At 29.2% G+C, this 25277-nt stretch carries 20 protein-coding genes; 7 read left to right on the forward strand and 13 right to left on the reverse strand.

The window, feature by feature from the left end:
- Positions 1-191 precede the first annotated feature (191 nt).
- Both Q0T35_RS08105 and Q0T35_RS08110 read right to left on the reverse strand, forming a co-directional pair.
- Positions 192-1499 carry an ABC transporter permease gene (locus Q0T35_RS08105; protein ID WP_295842239.1) on the reverse strand — a complete coding sequence of 436 codons (1308 nt, stop codon included), beginning with the start codon at positions 1497-1499 and terminating at the stop codon, positions 192-194.
- A complete protein-coding gene (locus tag Q0T35_RS08110; RefSeq protein ID WP_295842249.1) occupies positions 1496-2419 on the reverse strand; it encodes an ATP-binding cassette domain-containing protein in 924 nt (307 codons plus the stop codon). The genes Q0T35_RS08105 and Q0T35_RS08110 overlap by 4 nt, the downstream gene beginning before the upstream one ends.
- A 190-nt stretch (positions 2420-2609) precedes the next feature.
- Here Q0T35_RS08110 and Q0T35_RS08115 point away from each other — a divergent pair, with 190 nt between their 5' ends.
- Positions 2610-4688 carry a DUF5686 family protein gene (locus tag Q0T35_RS08115; RefSeq protein ID WP_295842256.1) on the forward strand — a complete coding sequence of 693 codons (2079 nt, stop codon included), beginning with the start codon at positions 2610-2612 and terminating at the stop codon, positions 4686-4688.
- Positions 4689-4755: 67 nt separating this feature from the next.
- Positions 4756-5268 carry an SPOR domain-containing protein gene (locus tag Q0T35_RS08120; protein WP_295842270.1) on the forward strand — a complete coding sequence of 171 codons (513 nt, stop codon included), beginning with the start codon at positions 4756-4758 and terminating at the stop codon, positions 5266-5268.
- A gap of 58 nt (positions 5269-5326) precedes the next feature.
- Here the strand turns inward: Q0T35_RS08120 and hflX are convergent, their stop codons facing one another.
- From hflX to Q0T35_RS08140, 4 genes are all read right to left on the reverse strand, one after another.
- Positions 5327-6544, reverse strand: coding sequence for a GTPase HflX (gene hflX, locus Q0T35_RS08125; RefSeq protein ID WP_295842280.1), 1218 nt, complete (start codon positions 6542-6544; stop codon positions 5327-5329).
- A gap of 267 nt (positions 6545-6811) precedes the next feature.
- Positions 6812-7387, reverse strand: a complete 576-nt coding sequence (locus Q0T35_RS08130; protein WP_293918489.1) for a DNA-3-methyladenine glycosylase I — start codon at positions 7385-7387, stop codon at positions 6812-6814.
- Positions 7388-7473: 86 nt separating this feature from the next.
- Positions 7474-9090, reverse strand: coding sequence for an OstA-like protein (locus tag Q0T35_RS08135; RefSeq protein WP_293918488.1), 1617 nt, complete (start codon positions 9088-9090; stop codon positions 7474-7476).
- Between the two features lie 3 nt (positions 9091-9093).
- Complete coding sequence (locus tag Q0T35_RS08140; protein WP_293918486.1) at positions 9094-9543, reverse strand: Fur family transcriptional regulator; 450 nt, start codon at positions 9541-9543, stop codon at positions 9094-9096.
- Between the two features lie 275 nt (positions 9544-9818).
- Between Q0T35_RS08140 and msrA the strand changes: the two genes are divergently transcribed.
- From msrA to Q0T35_RS08155, 3 genes are all read left to right on the forward strand, one after another.
- Positions 9819-10481, forward strand: a complete 663-nt coding sequence (msrA, locus tag Q0T35_RS08145) for a peptide-methionine (S)-S-oxide reductase MsrA (protein ID WP_293918484.1) — start codon at positions 9819-9821, stop codon at positions 10479-10481.
- Positions 10482-10742: 261 nt separating this feature from the next.
- Complete coding sequence (gene guaB, locus Q0T35_RS08150; protein ID WP_295842489.1) at positions 10743-12203, forward strand: IMP dehydrogenase; 1461 nt, start codon at positions 10743-10745, stop codon at positions 12201-12203.
- 74 nt (positions 12204-12277) lie between these two features.
- Complete coding sequence (locus Q0T35_RS08155; RefSeq protein ID WP_293918482.1) at positions 12278-12865, forward strand: hypothetical protein; 588 nt, start codon at positions 12278-12280, stop codon at positions 12863-12865.
- Positions 12866-13144: 279 nt separating this feature from the next.
- On the opposite strand, the gene Q0T35_RS08160 is transcribed toward Q0T35_RS08155, so the two are convergent.
- Complete coding sequence (locus tag Q0T35_RS08160) at positions 13145-14323, reverse strand: MFS transporter (protein ID WP_295842295.1); 1179 nt, start codon at positions 14321-14323, stop codon at positions 13145-13147.
- 324 nt (positions 14324-14647) lie between these two features.
- On the opposite strand from Q0T35_RS08160, the gene trmB reads away from it, so the two are divergent.
- Positions 14648-15325, forward strand: a complete 678-nt coding sequence (trmB, locus tag Q0T35_RS08165) for a tRNA (guanosine(46)-N7)-methyltransferase TrmB (RefSeq protein ID WP_293918478.1) — start codon at positions 14648-14650, stop codon at positions 15323-15325.
- A gap of 133 nt (positions 15326-15458) precedes the next feature.
- Here trmB and Q0T35_RS08170 read toward each other — a convergent pair whose 3' ends face one another.
- Complete coding sequence (locus tag Q0T35_RS08170) at positions 15459-15725, reverse strand: F0F1 ATP synthase subunit epsilon (protein ID WP_293918477.1); 267 nt, start codon at positions 15723-15725, stop codon at positions 15459-15461.
- A 27-nt stretch (positions 15726-15752) separates the two neighbouring features.
- Positions 15753-17267: a F0F1 ATP synthase subunit beta gene (atpD, locus tag Q0T35_RS08175; protein WP_293918476.1), complete on the reverse strand. Its 1515-nt coding sequence runs from the start codon at positions 17265-17267 to the stop codon at positions 15753-15755.
- A 126-nt stretch (positions 17268-17393) separates the two neighbouring features.
- Between atpD and Q0T35_RS08180 the strand changes: the two genes are divergently transcribed.
- Positions 17394-18323 carry a bifunctional riboflavin kinase/FAD synthetase gene (locus Q0T35_RS08180; RefSeq protein ID WP_293918474.1) on the forward strand — a complete coding sequence of 310 codons (930 nt, stop codon included), beginning with the start codon at positions 17394-17396 and terminating at the stop codon, positions 18321-18323.
- Between the two features lie 49 nt (positions 18324-18372).
- On the opposite strand, the gene Q0T35_RS08185 is transcribed toward Q0T35_RS08180, so the two are convergent.
- From Q0T35_RS08185 to porU, 4 genes are all read right to left on the reverse strand, one after another.
- Positions 18373-18927: a hypothetical protein gene (locus tag Q0T35_RS08185; protein WP_295842303.1), complete on the reverse strand. Its 555-nt coding sequence runs from the start codon at positions 18925-18927 to the stop codon at positions 18373-18375.
- Entirely contained in the window at positions 18914-19927 is a 1014-nt protein-coding gene (locus Q0T35_RS08190; protein ID WP_293918471.1) for a bifunctional oligoribonuclease/PAP phosphatase NrnA, read from the reverse strand. Before Q0T35_RS08190 ends, Q0T35_RS08185 begins: the two co-directional genes overlap by 14 nt.
- Before the next feature lie 85 nt (positions 19928-20012).
- Entirely contained in the window at positions 20013-21173 is a 1161-nt protein-coding gene (porV, locus tag Q0T35_RS08195; protein WP_293918470.1) for a type IX secretion system outer membrane channel protein PorV, read from the reverse strand.
- Between the two features lie 62 nt (positions 21174-21235).
- On the reverse strand, positions 21236-25114 hold the full coding sequence (gene porU / locus Q0T35_RS08200) for a type IX secretion system sortase PorU (RefSeq protein WP_295842329.1): 3879 nt from the start codon (positions 25112-25114) through the stop codon (positions 21236-21238).
- Positions 25115-25277 lie beyond the last annotated feature (163 nt).

Consider the following 25277-nt stretch of genomic DNA (forward strand, 5'->3'; position numbering starts at 1 on the left):
AATTTCAATGTATAAATTAATTTTTTTAATCAGTAGCATCTAACATTCTTATTTGATATAACACGAGATAAAATATTAAACAGATTTGTTAATTTTTTATAAGTATATATCTTCCTGCTATTGTATAATAAAATAATTTTAGTCGACCTATATTTAATAATTATAATTTTTCGAAAGTGTAATATTTATGGTTATGACTGTTTAATCCATTGAAATATCTCTTTAAAAGTTACTTTTTTTCCAAACATTAAAATGCCGATTCTATATATTTTACTTGCTATGTAAACCATAATAAAGACGGAACCGATCATAATGGTTATTGAAAGTATAAGTTGCCAACTGGGTATTCCATAGAAAGACCTGGTAACCATTGCCATTGGAGAAGTAAAAGGAATCATACTCAACCAAAATGCTACGGGGCCTTCGGGATTATTTATAATACTTATACAACCATAAGCACCTAATAGTAATGGTACAACAATAATGGGGGTAAACTGTTGTGTTTCTGTATCATTGTCTACAGCAGAACCAATTGCAGCAAAAAAGGAGCTGTAAAATAAATAACCAGCAAAAAAGAAAAATAAGAAAATAAAAATTATTAAGGGATAATTTAAGCTTAATAATGCATTTATAGTATCACTAATTTGAATCTGAGTTTTTTGGTTGATAAGGTTTTGAAAATCGTATTGCTTGTAAGATAGAGTTAAGTGGTTTCCAAATATTATTTTACCTAAAACTAATAACATCATTGTCATGGCAATCCATATACAAAATTGGGTGAGCGCTACTAGCGTAGTTCCTAGGATTTTTCCCATCATTAATTCAAAAGGTTTAACCGATGAAATGATAATTTCTACCACTCGATTGTTTTTTTCTTCCATAATACTCCTCATGACACGAGTTCCGTAAATAATGAAAAACATAAGGTTTACATACATTAATGAAAGTGATAAGATTTCTTTGATAAAATTGTCATTGTCTGATTTTCCCTCTTTAAGATTCGTAATTTGTAAAGTTATCTTGGAATTTATTTTGTCAATATCCGATTGTTTTACTCCCAAAAAGTGTCTTCTTTTTTCTTCGATTTTCTTGTTGATTTTCTGTTCAATAGAATTAAGATGATTTTTAGTTAAGTTTTTATTTGTGTATAGTTGAATTTGATTTTGTAAATTTTTAAAAAGCGAATCAGTGGTATTAGGTATATATAATAGGGCATCTAAAGATTTGCTTTCGGCTAAGGTATCCTTTAAAGCCCGTAATTCGTTTTCCGTATAAAAATTATAAATATTTTTATTATTACTTTGAAATTCAGGATAAAATTCATTAGTTGAATCAACTATGGCTATATGAGATTCGTTTTCATTTATTCTTAACATATAGGCGATAGTTATTCCTGCAAGAATTATTAAAATGGGAGCGAAAAAAGTTATCAGAATAAAGGATTTTTTTCTTGCTTGAGTTAGAAATTCTCTTCTCATTACCAGAAAAATATTTCTCATAGTTTATTTGAATTTACAGCATTAATAAAAACTTGATTCATACTAGGGATTTCCTCATAGAAAGATATTATAGTACCTTTTGTAGAAAGTTCCGTAATTAGTGATTTTTGATTTTCCTGATCTGATATTGTAATTGAAAACGAATATTCATTATCATTTTGGATTACTTTATCAATCTGTTTCAATTGTATTAATTGATTAATATCAGTAATGGATATATCTGTAATCGTAATCTTATATTTCCCTTCTTTAAATTTATGTCTAATTTCCTTTACCGATCCATCTAAGATTTTTTTAGAATTATTGATAAGGGCAACGTAATCGCATAATTCTTCAACTGTTTCCATTCGATGAGATGAGAATAAAATTGTAGTACCTTTTTCTTTTAGTTCTAAAATTTCATCTCTAATAAGATTTGCATTTACCGGATCAAACCCGCTGAAAGGTTCATCAAAAATTAATAAGTCAGGATTATGTAAAACCGTGACAACAAATTGAATTTTTTGTGCCATTCCTTTAGAAAGCTCGCTGAGTTTTCTATTCCACCATTTTTCAATTTTAAGTTTATCAAACCAATACTCCAATCGTGATTTTGCTTCCGCTTTACTCATTCCTTTAAGCTGAGCAAGATAGATTGCCTGCTCACCAATTTGCATATTTTTATAGAGACCTCGTTCTTCTGGCATATATCCGATGTGTGAAATATGTTTGGCCTGTAAAGGTTCTCCATTAAAAAAGATTTTACCGCTGTCGGGTTTGGTGATTTGGTTAATTATTCTTATAAAAGTAGTTTTTCCGGCGCCGTTGGGTCCTAAAATTCCATAAATACATCCTCTAGGAATTTTAATGTTGAAATTATCTAAAGCAATTTTATCTTCATAGGTGCGAGTAACATTTTCTGCAACAATAAAATAATCCATTACTAATTTGTATTATTTATTCAATCATGATTAGCAAATGTACTATTTTTAAGGAAATTTATTACCTCCAAAACTTTTATATTTGTTCTTTAATAAAAAGCTTGCTGTATCATATTCATCCGTAGTTAATTTTTGTTTTGCTTTTATGAAGAAATTGTTGGTATATATACTTTTTTTTATTCAAGTTTTCATGTTTTCTCAGAACTCTAAAGTGAAATATTATCTACCGGGTGTTCCAAATTCTCGCGTTTATAAAATATTGGAAAAAGTTAGAGAGAAAGAAAAAGTTAATCACCCCAATGTTTTAAATTCATATAGTTATTATTTATATACTAAATTTTATATTGATGATTATAACGTGATAAATAGATTAAAGACGACAGATTCTTTGAAAATTTCCGAATTTGGAAAAAAGGAACTTATTTTATTAGGCGAAAGGGTTGTAAAATGTAGCTATGATAGAAGATTGGGACAAAAAAAAGAAATCATGGCCGATCAGGTATCAGGTTTAAAAAAACCTTTATATGAATTATTTGAAGAACCGATTTTTCAAGAGGAATTTCCTAAATTTATTAAGGATGATTTACATTCATATAATTTTAAATTAATAGATAGCATAACTATTGAAAATAAACTCAATTATGTCATTTCCTTCGGGTCTAAAAAAAATTTACTGGTTAATGGAAGTAGAGGGACTATATATATTGATGCCAAGAGCTTTGCCGTTGTAAAATATTCAGGAGAAGAATATAATACAAATTATACTCGTTATTTTGAATATAAATGGAAACCTTTTGAAGATATCTGGTTTTTAGAAAATAAAACCAATAAAATAAAAATAAGTACTATCGATGTCTCCAAGTTTTTTAATATCCAAGATCAGAAATATTTACTTACACCTTGGATTGTAATTGAAATGAATGTTTCTAAATTCACGTCCGACAAAAAGTTTTCTTATAAAGATTTTAAAGGTTATACTCATAAATTAAATAAAGATTATAATAAAAACACAGAATCAAGAATTGATTCCTTTCGTAATGATCCTTTAACTCAAAGAGAAAAAAACACTTATGTATATTCTACCTTATTTAATACATATTCGATTGAAAAAAATGTTCGATTTTTAAATTCAATAAAAAATGGGAAACTCCCATTAGGTAAGATAGATTTAAATTTATTAAATCTGATGAATTATAATGATTTTGAAGGATTTAGATTTCAAGTAGGCGGAAAAACTAATTATTCATTTAATGCAAATATGTCCTTACATGGATATGTAGCGACTGGAACTAAAAATACACCGGTAAAAGGTGCTCTAGGAATTGATTTATATGTTAACAAAGGAAATGATGGAAAAATCAAATTTTTAGGTTTTTCAGATGTTAACCCTTTTTCGAAGCATATTGTAAGATATTCTAAAAATATGGAGCAGGTAAAAGAAGAGTTAAATTATATACAAAATTCAATTTTTTATACCCGAAGAGGAGGAGAAATATCTTATGAACAGGATATTTTAAAAAATATTACCACATCAGTGAAAATAGATTATGAAAATCAAAAATCTAATTATGAATATTCGTACAAATACCATTCACATTCTCATAGATTTAATTTATTTACAACTTCATTACAAATAAAGTATGCTCCATTTGCAAAATATTTACAAACTCCGGAAGGAAAAATGACGTTAGAAGATAAGCCGATTTATTTTTATTTTGATTATATAAAAGGATTGAAATTTATGGGAGCCGATTTTTCTTATGATCGATTTGATATTGCCGCTCATATATTAATAAAGAATCCTTTGGGTACAAGTTCTATGATGTTAAATTCGGGATATATTTCGGGGAAAACAACATTGTGGAATAATTACGGAAGTTTTGGTGATGCTAAGCAGGGAAGTTCTATTTGGGATAGATTTTCAATAAAAGGGCTGAATTCGTTTGAAACTTTGTTACCCGGTGATTTTTATGCCGATAAGTATGTTGCTTTTTTCTTAAATCAAACTTTTAAAGAATTCAAATTTTTATTTTCAAGGAAAACACAGCTATCTCTTATCTATAATGGTATGATTGGAAATATAAAAAATAAAGAAATTCATACTATAGCTAATATTGCTGTTCCAAATAAATATTATCAGGAAGTTGGGCTCGAAATCAATAAGCTTATTTATTATGTCGGATTTGGAGTCTATTACAGGGTAGGAGCTTATCATCAGTCAACTTTTGATAAAAATTTATTTATCAAATTAACTTTTAATCTCTTTTAGAGTATATCTATTTTCAATTAATTATAAAATGTTATTTTTGTGTAGTTAATTTTTATCATAAAGACCAATGAAAAGCTACATTTTATTATTACTTTTTTTTATAAGTTTCTCTTTTAGAGCCCAGCAAATAATAAGTAAAGTAGATTCTGCTACAGGAGGACAACTGATTATTAGTGCCGATGAAGAAATAATAAAAATGATCAATCAGGAAGAAATATGTAAAAAATTCAGTGATGGAACTCAAGATTCAAAATCATCTCTTACTCCTAACGAAAGAAAACCAGTAAATAAGCCACTCACACCAGAAAATAATTGTGGAAGACGTAATGATATTCCCGGATTTATGATAAAGGTTGGGGAAGCTAAAAGTGAGCAGGAAGTAAACACAATGATGTCTGAATTCAGAAGATTATTCCCGGAATTGAGGGTTGAAAAAAGCTATTTACGTCCTGACTGGAGATTACTAGCAGGGGATTATTTTATAAGAGAATCAGCAAAATCTGATTTAAAAAGAATTAAGAAAAATTTTCCTAATGCATTATTGGTTAACTGGAGAATATATTGTAACAGAGCTAAATAAAAATAAGATAAAAAATCTTTTTAATTAAAAAGGGCTTATTAGCCCTTTTTAATTTATATTATATTTCTTTACCATCTTGGTCGTAATACTCAAATAGAAAATCATTATAAGGAAATCTTTGAGTATGTATTTCTTTAACCTGATTATAGATTATTTTCTTTAGTTCCTCATAATTTTCTTTCGTTAAAGCTGATATAAATACACTTGGATATTTTGACTTAGCCATCCAGGTTTTTTTCCAATCATCTAAAGAGTAATTCCTCTTTGTTATTGGTGTCAGATCATCTTCATCTTTTTTTTCATAAGAAAAATTATCAATTTTATTAAAGACCATAATAGTTGGTTTGTCGGCAGAACTGATCTCTGCCAATATGATGTTAACAGAATTAATATGGTCTTCAAAGCTCGGGTGAGAAATATCTACTACATGAATTAGCAAATCGGCTTCTCTTACTTCATCCAGAGTAGATTTAAATGATTCCACCAATTGGGTAGGCAATTTTCTTATAAATCCTACCGTATCAGTAAGCAAAAAAGGAAGATTTCCAATTACTACTTTTCGAACGGTTGTATCTAAGGTAGCGAATAATTTATTTTCAGCAAAAACATCAGATTTACTTAGGATATTCATTAAACTTGATTTACCTACGTTAGTATATCCAACCAAGGCTACTCTTACTAATTTTCCACGATTATTTCGTTGCGTAGACATTTGTTTATCGATAGCTTTTAATTTTTCTTTAAGTAAAGATATTCTATCTCTAATAATACGTCGGTCTGTTTCAATTTCAGTTTCTCCAGGTCCTCTCAATCCAATTCCCCCTTTTTGCCGTTCAAGGTGAGTCCACATTCGAGTTAGACGAGGAAGAAGGTATTCATATTGTGCAAGTTCAACTTGGGTTCTAGCATAAGATGTTTGAGCGCGCTGGGCAAAAATATCTAATATTAGGTTGGTTCGATCAATAATTTTCCGATCCAATTCTTTCTCTAAATTTTTAAGTTGAGAGGGAGTAAGCTCATCATCAAATATAATTGTGTCAATATCATTTTCCTGAGCATATGTATTAATTTCTTCTAGCTTACCTTTTCCAACAAAAGTACGTGGATTGGGCTGATCTAGTTTTTGTGTAAATCTTTTATATACTTGTGCCCCCGCAGTATCGGCTAGAAATTCCAACTCGTCCATATATTCTTTCAATTTATCTTCATTTTGGCTTTGAGTGATCAAACCAACTAGAATGGCTTTTTCATATAAGGCTTCTTTTTTTTCTAACATATAAAATTTAATCTGCTTTGCTCTATATTTTATAACTCAAATTTATCGATTTTTAATGAGGTATATTAAATAATCTAATTCTTTAAATCTAATTCTTCAATTGATTTAGAGTAATTCAATAATTGTACATTTTTTTTCAATAGAAATAATAAAATATCTATAGGATTTTAAATTTCATAATAATGAGTTAGATGACAGAGTATCTAAAATGTAATTTTCTACTATAGTAAAGATTATATTAGAGGTATTTTTTTAGAAATACCTCCTTTATTTTTGATTGCTAGGATGACAAATACAATTTATAGTATGATCATTAACTACTCCAACAGCTTGTAAATAAGCGTAAATTATGGTAGTTCCAACAAATTTAAATCCACGTTTTTTTAAATCTTTTGATATTTTATCTGACAGTTCCGTTGAGGCAGGAACTTCTTTAATATTATTCCATGTATTTAAAACAGGCGTATTATTAACATAATTCCATAAATAATTGCTAAAACTTCCAAATTCATTTTGAACTTGCATGAATTTTTGAGCATTAATAGGGGCCGAATTAATCTTCAGTTTATTTCTAATTAAACCCTCATTTTGTAATAAACTTTCTAATTTTTTAGGAGAATAAGTAGCGATTTGTTTATAATCAAAATTATCGAATGCTTGGCGAAAATTTTCTCTTTTTTTGAGAACCGTAATCCAACTTAATCCAGCTTGAAATCCTTCAAGTAATAGAAATTCAAATAAAATTTGATCATCATAGATTGGTCTTCCCCATTCTTCATCATGGTATTTTTTATCTAGGTCGTCAGATCCTACCCATTCACAACGTGTTTGATTGTTTTTCATAATAAATTAAGATAATCTTTAAATATAACTATCTTTTTATTAATAGTGGGAATTATTAATTTTTTTTTGAATTTCTTTTTCATCTCTTAACGATCTTCTCCAATAATCTTTTTTTTAGGCATATTTTTATCGTAGGGAAAAACATCAGGAAATATATCTTGCCATTTTTTTAACCTTTCGTCATCCCTCCATTCAAAATCAGGTAAATATCTGTTTTGTACGGGAAGTTTACTTTCAGGAAATAGTTTCGATTCCGCATTAAGCTGACAGGAAATTATGTCCATTTTACGATCAAAAAATTCACCTTGTAATATTCCACATATAGATATGCTAATTCCAGTACGTTGTTTTCCTTTAGTTTTGGTATCTTCTTCAACGTAAGTTATTGATTCGGCATTCCCTTTTAAATCAACTAAATGTATTTCTTCCTTTTCAAAGTAGGCGTGCAACATCCTTCCTTTAGCCTGATTAAATTCAAATTTTGGACTTAATGAATCAACTTTACTAATAACAAAGGCATTTGATCTACCATAAATTGAATCTACCGCTTGTGTTGATGTATTTAAATATGCAGATAGTGTATCAGCGGTAAGTTGTCTTCCTCCGGTTGACCAAAATATAGGTTTTTTATAAAAATCTATTCTTCCAATGGTTTCTTGATATACTAATGAATCACTTTTTCCGGAAATATTGGATTTAAATAATCTGCCATTATGAAATCCTCGAATAGTTGATTTTTTGTCTTTTCCTTGAATTGCGATTAATGTATCAGAATGTATATATAATGAATCTTTCGTAAAGGCCTTAACCATATATGGTCTTCCGGTAATCATAGCCGAATCTTTAAATTGGTAAACCTCGGCATATTCTCCAATAAGAAATCTTTTTTCTTTAGGTTCTTCCAGCCTTACATTTTTAACTCCTCTTCCAAAACCCTTAATTTCATCAAAAAATAAATCATTACCGGACAGTATTTTACCTTGATAATAAACTTTACCGTCATTTTTAAGCTCTGATTGCTTAGTTTTTGTTTTATAAGTTCCGTTACTTCCGGTTACATAAACAGTAGGGTCTTTTTTATTTGTTATTCGTGTAAATTTATTAAAAGTTGCAATTTCATTCTTAGCATCATACTTTATATCCGAACCCTCAATAATATATTCTGGAGATTCCAATGTTGAATTTTCACCTAATTCTATACGATTTTCTTTAACAAAATATTTTCCAATTTTAGTATGTGTAACATTCTCACCTTTATAAACCGTTCCCCAGTTGTCAAAATAGGCAACTTCTTGGTTGGCGTCATAAATCATTTTCTCTGTTTCAACCGTTTGATCGGGAGTAACCAATTTTACATTTTTATAAGCAATAGCATTTCTGGAAACTCCACTATATGTTAATTTTTTACAATTTAAAGAAGATTGTTTATCTTTAAAAAAAACATTTCCTCGAGCTTCAATAATATTCTTATCTTGAAAATAAATAACAGAATCAGCTTCTAAATGAGAAGTCTCATGTTCTGCTATAACATGTCCGGAATACACGATATTACCATTAAAAACATGTTCATTCACCTCTTCCATATCAGCATTAAGAAGATTGATTGGTTTAGAATTTACCTTTTTGTTAGGAACCGGTGGTGCAATTTGTGAATATAAAAATACACCTGCAAAGAAAATAAAAAAGAAAATTTTTAATTTCATTTATTAACTTTTCTTTTTAGCATAAAAATATAAAGAGTGACTTTCAATCTCAATATTAAATATTTTTTCTAAAGAATCTTTAATAGTTTGAAGTCTAGGATCACAAAATTCAATAACTTCCCCGGAATCAATCATTAAAATATGATCATGTTGTTTGGCAAAGTATGATTTCTCATATAAAGACTGTAGACCTTCTCCGAATTGATGTTTTCTTACTAATTTAGCATCTAATAATATTTCAATGGTATTGTATATGGTGGCTCTACTCACCCTATAATTTTTTTCTTTCATTCTCATATACAGCCAATCAATATTGAAATGTTCATCAGTAGAATAAATCTCTTCAACTATTGCAAATCTTTCAGGAGTTTTTCTGTGTCCTCTATCCTCTAAATATTTTATGAAAACTTCTTTAACAATTTCAAAATTTTTATTTACGGTATCTGTACTCATAATATAATAATGGATAATATGCAAAGTTAACAAATTAATTAGCTTAATGACATTTTCTTAGTACTTAAAATTATTATAAAGGAGTTAAATATTATTAGTTTTAATTAAAAATGGTTAATTTAAATAATTAAATGGATATATAAATATATTTATTATTTATAAATTTTTGTTGAAAAATTAATTTATAGTACAATTTTTGTTTAAATAAGAATAATGTAATTATTTGTTTTATATAATAATATTTATTTAGGATGTCGTTCACTTTGTCTAGAAATATGAAAATGATAATAGTAATTTATTTAAATACTATTCTACAATTTTTGGTTAGTTGTCATATAAATCAGTCGCAAGAAAAAAAAGCAGAAATTATGAATAAAAAATTAGAAAAAATTACTTTAGGAGGAGGATGTTTCTGGTGTTTAAGCCCTTGCTTTGAGATGTTGGACGGCGTAAATAAAGTTACAGTTGGTTATTCAGGTGGAGAGTATGAAAATGCAAATTATCAAGATGTATGTACCGGATTGACCGATCATGCTGAAGTTGTTGAGTTGGAATATAATCCTGAAGAAATATCATTATTGGAAATTTTAGATATATTTTGGTATTTACACGATCCTACTCAATTAAATAGACAAGGAAATGATATAGGTCGTCAATATAGGTCGATTATATTTTATCGCACGGAAGAACAAAAAATTCTAGCAGAAGAGTCTCTAAAAAAATCTGAAAAATCTGATTTATGGAAAGGTAAGTATGTTACTGAAATAAATCCTTTTAAAGATTTTTATCCCGCAGAAGAGTACCATCAAAATTATTTTATTCATAATCCTAATCAACCCTATTGCAGTGTATTAATCGCTCCAAAAATTCAAAAATTTAGAACAAAATATAATTATAAATTGAAATCTGAATTTCAAAAAAGAAATAATCAAATTTAGCTGGTATTGTTTCTTTCCTATTATTGTATTATTGTATAATTTTTTTAATTATTTAATCATATTCCGTAATAAAACTTCATATATATATAATATTAAATTTGAAATATTTTTATATTATTAATATAAATAAAGTAATTTTAGGCCTATATTAATTTTAAATATATGTTTTTTGAGAGGAATTATTTTAATATATCAATGATTTAATAAAAATTAATTCATTTTTTAAGAAAAAAATTATATATTTGCTTGGCAAAAAACAATATGTCGCTTAATTCTAAAATTGTAGAAGAAGCTATCACATTTGATGATGTTTTGCTTATTCCATCTTATTCCGATGTTCTACCTTCTCAAGTAAATTTACAAACCCAATTAACAAAAAAAATTAAATTAACCATCCCTATCGTTTCGGCAGCTATGGATACAGTTACGGAATCTGGTTTGGCTATTGCTTTAGCTAGAGAAGGAGGCTTGGGATTTATCCATAAAAATATGCCCATTGATCAACAGGCCGTAGAGGTAAATAAGGTAAAAAGATCTGAAAACGGTATGATTTCTAATCCTATTACTTTAAGTCGTCATCATACGTTACAAGATGCGCTCATGTTGATGAAAGAATATAAAATTTCCGGACTGCCTGTGATTGAAGAAGATGACACTTTGGTAGGAATAATAACAAATAGAGATATTAAATATCAGTCAAATTTAGATCAGAAAGTTGAAGATGTAATGTCTAAAGAAAATATAGTTACTTCATCACGAAATACTTCTTTAGAACAAGCTAAAGAGATATTATTAACTAATAGAATTGAAAAACTTCCTATTATTGACGATCACAATAAATTGATTGGTCTTATAACTATTAAGGATATTGATAATTTATTGGAATATCCTAATTCATGTAAAGATTCTGATGGAAGACTTAGAGTGGGTGCAGGAGTAGGAGTTGGTAATGATACCTTAGAAAGGGTAGAAGCTTTAGTAAAGGCAGGTGTAGATATCATTGCGGTTGACTCCGCGCATGGTCATTCGATTAATGTTTTAAATAAAATAAAAGAAATAAGGTCATCTTTTCCAGAATTAGATATTGTAGGAGGAAATATTGTTACTGCAAAAGCTGCAAAAGATTTAATAGATGCAGGGGCTAATTCACTAAAAGTGGGAGTGGGGCCAGGATCTATCTGTACAACCAGAGTAGTTGCCGGTGTTGGCGTTCCCCAATTATCTGCTATTTATAACGTATATGAGTATGCCTATACGCATCAAATACCTGTCATAGCCGATGGAGGTATTAAATTGTCAGGAGATATCGTTAAAGCAATTGCTAGCGGAGCATCTTGTGTCATGTTAGGATCTCTTTTTGCAGGAACCGATGAAGCTCCTGGAGATGAAATTATTTTTCAGGGTAGAAAATTCAAAAGTTATCAAGGTATGGGATCAATTTCAGCAATGAAAAGAGGAAGTAAAGACCGATACTTCCAATCCGGAACTAATAAATTAGTTCCGGAAGGTATAGAGGGTAGAGTTCCTTATAAAGGGAAATTATCTGATGTTGTATATCAATTATGTGGAGGTATTCGTGCAGGCATGGGGTATTGCGGTACTGAAAATATTGAGAAATTGCAAATTGAAAGTAAAATGGTTAAAATTTCCTCTGCAGGTTTAAAAGAAAGTCATCCCCATGATGTAATTATCACGCAGGAAGCACCAAACTATTCAAATTAAAAAAAATATAATTATTTGTTAAAATTTTGGCATAAGTTTTGTCGTCTGCTATATTATTTATAAATAAATTTAACATGAAAAAAGTACTTTTATTGTTTACTATTCTTTTAGGTAGTATGGCAACTTTAAATGCACAGATTGTATCTACACCTCAAACTTCTTCAAACGTAGGTTCTTCACCAATACAAAAGGGAAGTTGGTTAACTGGAGCAGGTATTACTAATCTCGGTTATGATTTTGAAAACGAAGCTTTTTCTTTCAATTTAACTCCTAGAGTAGGTTACTTTCTTTCTAAAGGAATAGCTGTCGGTGCAACCATTGATTTCGGAGCTGTTTTTCAAGATGACTCTAAACCAATCTGGAATTACGGAGTTATGCCATTTGTTAGATATTATATCCCTGAAGGTGCTAATGAAACAGGTAGATTTTTTGCTGAAGGTGATATAGGTTTTAAAGGAGCAGCAGTTAATGGTAGTTCAGATAGTGGATTTGCTTTTGGGGTGAATGTAGGATATGCTCACTTTATTACACATTCTGTTGCTTTAGAAGCAACTGTAGGATACAACTATGCAGAAGCTGTGCAAAATGTAAACAATGGAAATAAACAAAGTGGTTTAGGATTCGGTTTAGGATTTCAAATCTATATACCTCAATCGAAATAACTTCTTATGCTTAAAAAAATCTAAAAACTCTTATCTTTGATAGGAGTTTTTTATTTGTTATAATCATTTCTTTTTATCTTTAAATTTAAAATTTAATTGAAATTTAGTGATAAAAATATGAATTTAACAATAAGATGAAGATAAAAAAAATATTGAAATATTATCTCTTAATTTCAACTCAATTAATAAAATTATAACTTTAACTTTAATAATTAATATCGGAAAATAGAATTAACCTAGATAAAATAAATTATTAGAGAAAAATAAAACATTTAATTTTTATTTTTTGGTAGAAAATAAATGAAATATTAACATTAATAGAGCAAAAGAACTTCCAACACCAATAACTCCTACCCAATTATATCTTTCAAAAGCATATGCTGAAATAAATGTTCCTAATGATCCACCAATAAAATAACTAGTCATATAAATAGTATTTACCCGATTTCCAACCTCAGGATGATTGGAAAAGATGATAGACTGGTTAGTAATTTGTGTGGATTGTACTCCTATATCAATTAATATGATTCCTAATGTCAATCCAATATAGTTATTACCACCATAGTAGAAAATAATCCATGAAAGTAATATCATGAGAGTCGTGAAAACTAATATAGTATTTTTGTTGTATTTGGATATTACTTTACCTATTAAAGCAGCAGCTAAAGCACCGAAAGCTCCTATCAGACCAAATTTACCGGCAATATTACTTGCATTACCATCGCTTAAATGAAAATTTTCTTCTAGATGAAATACCAAAGGTGTCCAAAAAGCACTTAAAGATGCAAAACTTAAGCCACCTCTTAATGCAGCTGAACGTAAAGAGCTATTAGATTTAAAAAGTTTTATAAGTGATAACATTAAATTTTTATAGCTTCCCTTAAAGCTAGGATAAATTTCCGGAAGATAAAAATATATTAATATATACAGAACACACATAATTAATACTGCTATATAGTACATTTCTCTCCAACCGTAAATATCACCTATATATCCACTTAAAACTCTTGATCCTAAAATACCTATTAATAAGCCGCTCATGACAAAACCTACTGCTTTTGGTTTCTCATCGGCTGATGCTAAAGTGGCAGCCATAGGGATGAATAGTTGAGGAATAACTGATGTAAAACCAATAATGAAACTTATCGGAATCAATAATTCAACGGAAGGACTTATTGACATTGCTAGTAAACTTCCAATAATGAAAATAAAATCAATAAGTATAATTTTTTTTCTTCTAAACATATCTCCCAAAGGAATAAGAAAAAATAACCCACAAGCATATCCAATCTGAGTAAACATAGTTATACCACTTATTTTAGATTCACTTACATTAAAATCCTTTGCCATTAAACCTAACAAAGGTTGATTATAATAATTATTTGCTACAACTAATCCTGAACTTATAGCCATTAGCCAAAGTATTTTAGAAGTAAGTTTGGGTTGAGAAACATCCATATGTTATAAATAGTGTTTGATTGATAAAAATATTAAATTAATTTGAAGTTAATGAATATTTTAGTTATCGAATTTTAATTAATTTTATTAAAATGTTAAACTATTTTTTTACTAATAAATATAAAATTGAAGAAATAATAATTTTGATGCATTATCCATTTAACAGTTATAAAACTTCATGTGCAAAAATTGTTTTTTAAATAATTATTAAATTTTGTATAAAATACAATTATTTATAGATGCTATAAAATGTTTATAGAATAGAAAATCAAGAAATTTGAAATATCTTTGAATATCTTTATTTTTGTAATTCAATATTAAAATATGGGTAAGGATAAAATTCGTAAATTTGCTGAAAATAAGACATTTAATAACGTTATACAACCTACACGTGAGGAAGTAATGTCAAATTTTCTTTATAAAGGTAATTGGAAAGAGAAATTTTTTAAAAATGATAATCCCATAATTGTAGAATTAGGTTGTGGAAAAGGAGAATATACGGTAGGCTTGGCTAAATACTTTCCTAATAAAAATTTTTTAGGTATAGATATCAAAGGTGCACGTTTTTGGAGAGGTGCTAAAACTGCAACTGAGCAGAATATTAGTAACGTGGGTTTTTTACGTGTTCAAATTGAATTAATCGAATATGTTTTTTCAATCGGAGAAGTGGACGAAATTTGGATCACTTTTCCAGATCCTCAAATTAAATATAAAAGGACTAAACATCGTTTGGTAAATCCTATATTTTTGGATAAATATAAAAAAATAATGAAGGAGGAGGGAACCATACATTTAAAAACTGATAGTGAATTTTTACATGGTTATGCTAATGGTCTAATAACTGGAATGGGATATAAAGTATTGTCTTCTCATCATGATATCTATGGAGCGCCAGAATATGAATTACCAAGTTATGTGAGAGAAATAAAAACCTTTTATGAGAAAATGTTCTTAAATGAGGGTAAACCGATAACATATTTAAATTTCAAGCTGAAAACATAATTTTATCTTTGTATGTATATGTAGTTATTTAATTATGTGTTTTATAGCGTAAGAATAATATAAAATATTTTAAATAAAAAAAGGATTGAAATCTCAATCCTTTTTTATAAATATATTATTATTAAACTATAAATCAATCACAAAGTATAATTCCTTTATTATTGTTAAATTCTAATAATCCGCTTTTAATTGTAAATATTTTATATTTTCCGTCATCTTTTAGTTTATGAGATGAAGTGGAACTTATATTCTCAAGTTTAATAGTACCTGGTTCGAGTGTTGAAACAATAGAAGCATGATTTTCTAACATTTGAAATTCCCCCATAGAACCGGGAACTGAGATAGAAGACACTTCACCATCAAAAATAACTTCTTCTGGGGTAAGTATTTGTATTTTCATCAGAATTAAAATTATTACTGAGATACTTTATTTTTTTAATTCAGCTAGTAGCTTTTCACCATGTTCAATAACTTCTTCAATAGTTCCTTTAAGATTGAAAGCTGCTTCAGGGTATTGATCCAATTCTCCGTTAAGAATCATATTAAATCCTTTGATAGTATCTTTAATATCAACTAAAGCCCCCGGAGTACCGGTAAATTGTTCGGCCACATGGAAAGGTTGAGAAAGGAATCTTTGTACTTTTCTAGCTCGATAAACTACTAACTTATCTTCTTCACTAAGCTCTTCCATACCTAATATCGCTATAATGTCTTGCAAATCCTTATATCTTTGTAAGATTTCTTTAACGTTTTGAGCACATTGGTAATGATCATTACCTAAAATCTCAGGAGAAAGAATTCTAGAGGTAGACTGCAATGGATCCACTGCAGGATAAATACCTAGAGAAGCAATTTTTCTGTCTAAAACAGTTGTTGCATCTAGGTAAGCAAAGGTAGTTGCAGGTGCAGGGTCAGTTAAATCGTCTGCCGGTACGTATACTGCCTGTACAGAGGTAATTGAACCGTTTTTGGTGGAAGTGATTCGTTCTTGAAGTGCACCCATCTCACTTGCCAATGTCGGTTGATAACCTACGGCTGAAGGCATACGGCCTAATAATGCAGAAACTTCAGATCCGGCTTGTGTAAAACGGAATATATTATCAATAAAAAATAGTACATCACGTCCTTTTCCCGCTCCTAAACCATCGCGATAATATTCAGCCAATGTCAATCCGGAGAGAGCTACTCTGGCACGAGCTCCTGGAGGTTCGTTCATTTGACCAAAAACGAAGGCAACTTTTGAAGTCTTCAGGGCTTCAAAGTCTACCTTAGAAAGATCCCAACCTCCTTCTTCCATTGATTTCATAAATTCATCTCCATAAGAGATAATTTTAGATTCTAACATTTCTCGAAGAAGATCATTTCCTTCACGGGTACGTTCTCCTACGCCGGCGAATACGGATAAACCACCGTGTCCTTTGGCTATATTATTAATTAATTCTTGAATTAAAACTGTTTTACCTACTCCAGCACCTCCGAAAAGCCCAACTTTACCTCCTTTTGAATAAGGTTCAATTAAATCGATTACTTTGATACCTGTGTATAATACTTCAGCTGAGGTTGAAATATCTTCAAAATTTGGAGAGGGTCTATGTATAGGAAGTTCATGTGTTTTAGGCACATCACCGATGCCGTCAATTGCTTTTCCAATAACATTGAACAAACGTCCATTTATTTCTTCTCCGATAGGAACTGTTATAGGCTTATTGGTAGCTATTACTTCTTGTCCACGATATAATCCATCAGTAGCATCCATCGCTATACATCGTACCGTATCTTGCCCAATATGTTGCTCCACTTCAAGGATTAGATTAGGCTCATTATTATTTTTTGTAACTTCCAATGCATCATATATATTTGGGAGTTGTTCTACTTCTTCAAAAACAACATCTATTACTGGGCCTATAACCTGAGATATTTTTCCTTTATTAACCGTTACCATATAATTTAAAATTCAATTAATTACATTTCATTTAAGGTATTGCAAATATAGTATTTTAATGCTTATATGCCTTGAAAAAATATTAAAAAAAATCATATTTTTGCAGATAATTTGTTTTAAACACCTGTGAATATTCATACAAAAAATCTAAATATATCAAAAAATCATAAAATAATCTTAACCTTGGGTATGTTCGATGGAGTACATTTAGGACATCAATATGTGTTAAAATATTTAAGCGATATTGCAAAAAAGGAAGAAGCTGAAACAGCTGTGATGACCTTTAATCCGCATCCGCGTTTAGTTTTACAACCTTTTACTGGATTTGAATTACTTACTACTTTAGAAGAAAAGATACAACTGTTGGAAAAATTTAATGTTCAACATTTGTTTATTCAGGAATTTACTAAAGACTTTAGCCAATTAAGCGCGTTGGAATTTGTCAGAGATATATTAGTCGCCCGTTTGCACATACACTCTCTTGTTATCGGATATGATCATCAATTCGGAAATAATAGAGATGGAAATTATGAACGTTTGCAAATGTTTTCCAAGCAATTCGGTTTTAAGCTTTATAAACTTCCTGCTTTAAGCGGAAATAATTCCGTTATTAGTTCTACGAAAATTAGAAATAAAATTAGCGAAGGTAAAATTATTAGAGCTAATGAGTATTTAGGATACAACTTTCTAATGAAAGGAAAAGTTATTAAGGGAGATAAAATTGGTGCAACTTTAGGCTTTCCTACTGCAAATATTGAAATTGACGAACATAAAATTTGTCCCAAAAATGGAGTCTATTTTGTTAAGGTAAAAATTAAAGAAAACTATTTTTATGGGATGATGAATATTGGAAAGCGACCTACAGTTAATGGATTAAATAAACAAATTGAAGTGCATATACTTGATTTTAATAGGGATATTTATGGGGAGGAAATAGAAATTTATTTTTATGACAGATCTCGTGATGAAAATAAATTCTCATCTTTAGAGGAATTGAAAAATAGGTTAGCTATAGATAAAGAGAATACGATTAATTATTTTAAAAAAATGCCCTAATATTTTTATTTATTAGGGATTTTATATTATTAAAGAAAATAAAAGCTATTTAATCGAAATTGGTTTTTACATTAATTAACTTTAAGGTAATTAACAAAGGTACGTAAGCACCTATTTTATTCTCGTCTCCATAGAGTCCATACGCGGTAAAAGAGGGAAGTACTATTTCAGCAACATCGCCTTTCCCCATCATATATAGAGCACTTTCAATGCCTCGTATTTCTTTAAATTTTCCTAAAATTCCTTGTTTTTCACCAAATTCATCGAAGCTATATATAATATCACCTGAAAGGGTCTTAATTTCTGCTGAATAGATTACACCGTCATTATTTTTAGGCTTTAATAATTTTTTTTCTATTACATATCGAAACCATATTCCTGAGGAAGTAGCTAAAAACTTTTGATGTAAGGAATCTTCTCGCATATTAATCCATTTTTGTAAGAAATTTCTTTCCTTATCTTCTCTTTCTTTTGAATTTTTTAATATTTCATTTTTATATTTCGATGTATACTTATTTTCAGGAAGAAAAATTTCTTTTTTCTGACAAGTATTGAATAAAAATATGCTTAGTAAAATAAGATAAGTATTATTAAGAAATTTCATTTACTTCAGTTTTAATAATATTTTTAAATCTTGAAATGGTATCCATAAGAGAAAGTTCGCTTTTCCCACCTGCAGCATTAATATGCCCGCCTCCACTAAAATATTTTCTTGAAAATTTATTTACATCAAATTCGCCTTTGGATCTGAAAGAAATTTTAACGAAATCATTTTGAATATCTTCCATAAAGAAAGCAACAAATTTTATTCCGATTATAGAGAGTCCATAATTAACAAATCCTTCTGTATCACCTTTCTGATACCCAAATTCAAGTAGTTGATTTTTAGTGATATATAAAATAGCTGTATTTTTATCCTGGATTAATTCTATTGAATCCAATACGGTACCTAATAGCTTAAGTCTTTCGGGAGTATTACAATCAAAAATATTAGATGAAATAATATTGGGTTGGGCTCCCATATCAATGAGTGAAGCTATTATTTTGTGAGTTTCTGAAGTGGTATTTTTAAAACGGAAACTTCCTGTATCAGTTAAAATTCCCGTATAAAGACAGGTAGCAATATTTTCATCGATTTTTGATACTTCTCCCAACGTTTCGATAAATTTATATATCATTTGACAAGTTGCCGGTTGTGAAGTATCTGAATAAACATAATCGAAACAATCTGGATTTTGATGATGATCAATTAAAATTTTAATGGCTTTTGATTCATTTAATTTTGTTTCAAGCTGATTAATCCTTGTAGATGTGTTGAAATCAAGACAAAAAATTAAATCTGCATTTTTAAATGCTATATCTACAAATTTAGTTCGATATTCGCCGATAATTATATTTTTAGCATCAGGCATCCATTTTAAAAACTTAGGAAATTCATTGGGAACAATTATAGTTGATTGAACACCTATTTTATGTAAAAAATGATATAAGCCTAATGAAGATCCTATGGCATCGCCATCTGGATTTTGATGTGCAAGGATAAGTATATTTTCTTTTTCTTTTATTAGTTGTTTAATTTCAATTAATTTTTCATATGTAAACATCGTAATATAATTTTTGAAAAGGTAAAAAAAATCACTCTTAGGTAGAGTGATTCTTTATGTAAGTGGCAAATTTAATTTAAAAATTTTAATAATTATCGTAGGCATTTGTAGCATCACCTCCAAAATCCCATGTTAATCCAAATCGTAAGGTATTATCCAACGCGTTGTTTATACTTGATGTAGTAATTAGGTATGAAAAATCAATTCCAAATGATTGATATTTAAGACCTGCTCCCAGTGTAACATATTGCCTACCTCCTTTATCTGGATTCTCGTAAAAATATCCGGTTCGGAATGAAAAAGCATTATTGTATGTATATTCGCCTGATATACTGTAAGTAATTTCTTTTCCTACATCTTTATTGCTGAAAGAATTAAACATACCAGAAATAAAACTCTTATCGGGAACTTTATAGGTAATGCTTCCGTCAGGATTTTTGACTTCTTCTGGTGCCGGTACTAATAGCTTGGATGCTTCTAAGGTAAGTCCTAATTTGTTCTCTTCATCGAAATACAAGTCATAGCCAACTCCTAGTCTTAAATTTGTAGGCAAATAGCTTGAATTTTCTTTATTATCGGAATAATCTAATTTAGGTCCCATATTAAAAATTCCCCAACCGGCTCTCCATCTACCTTCATAGTTATTGAAAGAACGGCTTTTATCAGATTGAAAATATCCAGTTACATCTACTGCGAATGTATTTGCAGCCTTTGTTTGTGCTGATGAATTATCTACATTATTGAATAAATCCGAACGAATATATCTTGCTGTTACAGCCATGGAATATACATCAGCTAATTTAAGGCCGTAAGAAACATCAATTGAAAATTCATTCGGTTTGGAAATTCCTTTTTCAACGATATTATTACCTAATAGCTCATTAAGTTGAATTTCTCCCATGTTAAAATAATAAATGCTTGCACCTAGTGTACTTCTTTCTTCTTCTCCTAGAAATGTATAAAAAGTACCATTTAATAAAAATACATCACTAGTTAGTTTATTCATATAAGGAGTATAGGAAAGTCCAACTCCTGAATAACTTGTTCCAAATACATATTTCGATGGATTCCAAAATTGTGAAAATCCATCGGGTGAAGTGGCAACCCCCTGATCACCTAAACCACCCGAACGCGCATCTGGTGAGATTCTAAGGAATGGGGCTCCGGTAACAATGGCGTAATTTCTATTCTGAGCCTTAAAGGCACTAAATAATAATAACGTCATAATTAAAATTCTTTTTTTCATGAACTATTTGAGTTAAATAATATTATTTTGAATTATAGCTTTTTTTATTACAAAAATATATTTTATTTTAATATTACCAATTTTTCAATTTGAGAAACAGATCCTTTACAAAATTCAGATGTTCCTTTTACTTTTACACGATAAACATATACGCCTTTTCCAATTTTGTCTCCATAATCATCCAATCCATCCCATTCGATTCCATATTTATCTGTTCTATACCCTTCACTAAAAGGTTGCGAAGTTACAGTTTGATTGATAGTTTTAACTAATTTTCCGGATATAGTGAAAATTTGAACTTGAACATCTAAAATATCAGGACAGTTATGTTCAAAATGGAAAAAAGTTTTTGTTGTAAAAGGATTAGGCCAATTCAGAAGCTTTTTTATAATCAACCCCTGATCACCATTATCTACGACTAAAAAGTCTAACGTTGCTGTAGATGAATTATTATTAATATCCCATACTTTAAAAGTAATGGTATGGTTTCCGGGATCCAAATCATATAATCTGTACCAAACTTTGCCTTTCTGATAATCTTTCAATTTTGGATTTAAACAAGGAGATGATTCTCCTCCGGTAAAGAAGTCATTCAGAATAATAGTACCATTCACGTTGTTATTTAATATTCCTGTAATATCATGACCGATTCCTAACCCGGTTGAGTTAATACCCGTACTGTCTGTAATACATGCCAAAAGATATGGTGATCGATCTGTTAAACCTCCGTTAGCGAAATTTAAATTATTCATATATAATCCTATTTTCGGTCCTTCATCATCGTTAATGCCATTAGGATTAATATCACCAATTTTTAGATCATATTTATAATTAAAAGCGTCAATTTTAGAATTGTCTGAATATAAAATCAATTTTCCTTTCCCTACTTCGTAATTTATGTCTTTAGGTACATAAAATTCTATTTTAAAATTTCCATTTTTAACTTGAGAACCAACTTTATAAATAGAGTTGTTTTGTTCTTTATATTCAAGTGGAGGATTTAAAGAGTTTAGATTGAAGTTATTGAGGGTTTTCTTTTCAATGGGTTTATCATAAAGTATGGTTTGTATACTACCAGAAAAAGATGTGTCTGGTTTATCATTCTCGTCTAAGACTTGTCCTTCTAATGTTATAAAATCTAAAGCTCTTATGGTCTCAGAAAAATTGTCCGCATCTTTTCCATTTATTTTAGTTAATTTTATTTTACGTTTTGGATATGCGAGAGATTGAGCAGGATCACCCAATAAAGATATTTTTCGATTATCTCCATGTCTAAATTCTTTTTTTGATAAACGTAAGGCTTCCCCCAAAGCTATATATTTTTTATCATTGGAATCCGAACTAAAAATATATTTCATTAATATTGGATTCATTGTTAGTCCGTAATATATAGATAAAGCTCTGTTTGTAGTAATCATCGCATAAGCACCTCCATTTTTTTTAAGATATAACATATCTCCAAAAGAGTTTAATGTAGGATTATCCCAGATGGATACATCACAAGAGATAGTAATAAATAAAGGTAATCGAGAGAAATCGTTATTAAAGTTAGTCAAACTTTTAATATCTTCTTTAGTAAATAATCTGTATTGAGAAATTGAAAGCGGACCGCCGTGCCCAAAATAATTTATTACTAAATTGCCGTTGTTAAAAGCATTTTTTATTGCGGTAGTAACCTGTGGAAATCGGGCTCCCCCAGAGGTGTAGTCTGCTTTATAAGAGTCGATATAAAGCTTGCTCAAAGTATATTCTTTTAAACTCTTTTCAAAAATATTTTGGGCGATTGTTTCTTCTATTTTTTTATGAAAATTATTTTCACTATCAATGTCAACGATAAGGGAGGTTTTTAATCTCCAGTCACCGAAAGGTGAACCTTGTGAAGAATTTCCATTCATATATTTCACACTTTTATCTACGCATAGTGTTGCTTCATCTAAATCTTTTGCGATCATTCTTCCCACTGCAATATCAAGTTGAGATGAAGAGAGATTAGCATTTTCATCGATCATTTTCGCTTCGTTATCATCCAAAATGGTAATATAATCATCCGTTGCATATGAATAGTTTATGCCTGAACTTTCATAACTATGATAAGTAGGAATGAGATTATATCCTTTTCCGGTTTTATTTTTCAGATCATACGAACTGGCTCCCAAGAGCAATACATACTTTAATTTTTGATTATCTTTTTTGTATAAATATCTTAAAAAATCTCTTATTGCAGTTAAATCCTGCCCTCCGGAACTAAATTCATTATAAATTTGATTTACGGTCACAACTTCTACTTTGAGATTGTTATTAGTTTGATGTAGATTTTTTATGCGATTTGCTTGTGAGACAAATTCAGGAATTGTTATTATAATATAATCTGGATTGGAGATTGAATGTAAAGCTTGATTTGAAATTTTTCCAATTGCAGTTGGTATGTAAGCTGCAGCATGTTTGAATGCAACCATTTCATTTTTGAAAACAGTAGAGGAAAATTGATAAGAAAAATTATATGTGCCTGTTGCCCTTTCTAATTTTTTTGCATTTACGATATCTGAAACATCCCAAACTTCAAACGCTTCCGAAGGAGAAAAATTAAATCCGTATATTTTCCCGTTTTCAATAACATCAAATGTCCTAAAATTCATTTGGCTTCCATTAAATTTAAGTTTTTGCTTAAAAATAACCTCCAAATAATCAGGATATAGTTCAGCTGATGGATTGGAAGAATTATCAAATTCTAAAGTAAATTTTAATTGATTTTTATTGGAAGTAAAGGTTTTCGTTTGCTTACCGATTGCAAAATCAAGTTCAGTACTTAGCGGCTGTAGAATAGTCGAATATAAAGGGGTATCATTGAATAAGACGATTAACTTTCCATTAGTTGCATTTCTTGAAACCCATGAGTAATTACAGATTATATTTGAAGCAGAAACCAAATCGTGTACTGTAAAATCAACTACTTTATTATTTTTTATACTTAAATTTTCTCCCACCCAAATTTTTCCTACTTGATTTAAATTGTATAAATCTTCTTCATAAAATTGATGGTCATCGTATTCTGTATAAATTTTGTCATTAGGAGTCTTATAAGCTATTGTTGAAATTCTTTTTCCGGGAGATTGATTTATATTAATAAAATAGTATGCATAATCTTCATAGATGTTTTTTTTGTGTTTAATGGTTGATTCTCTTATCCAATAGTCAGGGCCTTGTCCATAAAATAAAATATAATCATCGGCATTAAAAGCTCCATCCTCTTCGCCGGAAACATAGATTGCATTCTCTTTTAAATTTTCATATCGAAAATCAGAAGTCGGCTCAGGTAACATTTTACCCCCATTACCAAAAATTCGTATGGTTTTTGGATTTATTGAATTAACATTTATTCCTAAAGATTTTAAAAAATTATAATCTATTTTATAAATTCCTGTTTTAGATAGTTTTATTTTATACCATTCTCCGTTCTGTAAAATACTTTCAGTATTTAAATTCGACTCCAAAGTTGAAATATTTTTTAAAAGAGTACTTTTTTTATCTATGGTAAAACTTACAAGTTGGAAAAAAGTATTATCAATTTTTTTAAAGGTTTTGATTGAAACAGAAATAAATTTTTGATCTCGAGACTTTGTTATCGATGCGCTGAATTGATCAACTGCGGGAATTAAATTTATAGGAATATCACCCAATTGCGACTTTTCAATTTGCCTCCATTGTAAATTAGAAAGGTAAATATCTCCATTAAAATCTGTTAATTTGTCATAATATAAAGTGGGAATTCCCCCATCAATTGAATAGTTTTCATTAGAAAAATAAGGATACTTTCCTGAATTTCCTGTAAAATATGAAGTGGATTTTAAACCCTCCCAATTAATCGTAATGGTTTGACCTTTAACTGATAATAAAAGCGCTTGAACATAAAGCGCTATAAAAAAAAATACAAATCTTTTCATTTACCTTTATGATAACGAATAATTATAAATAATATTTTATAAAATGTACAATATTTATATATTAGTATACGTTATTTGAGGTTATGTAATATAAAGTAGAAAAAATTTTTCTTTCTACAATATTATATTATTTTTGCATGATCTAAATTATGAAAATAAATAC

Origin of the sequence: uncultured Apibacter sp. (genome assembly GCF_946479295.1) — a bacterium.
Lineage (GTDB): Bacteria > Bacteroidota > Bacteroidia > Flavobacteriales > Weeksellaceae > Apibacter.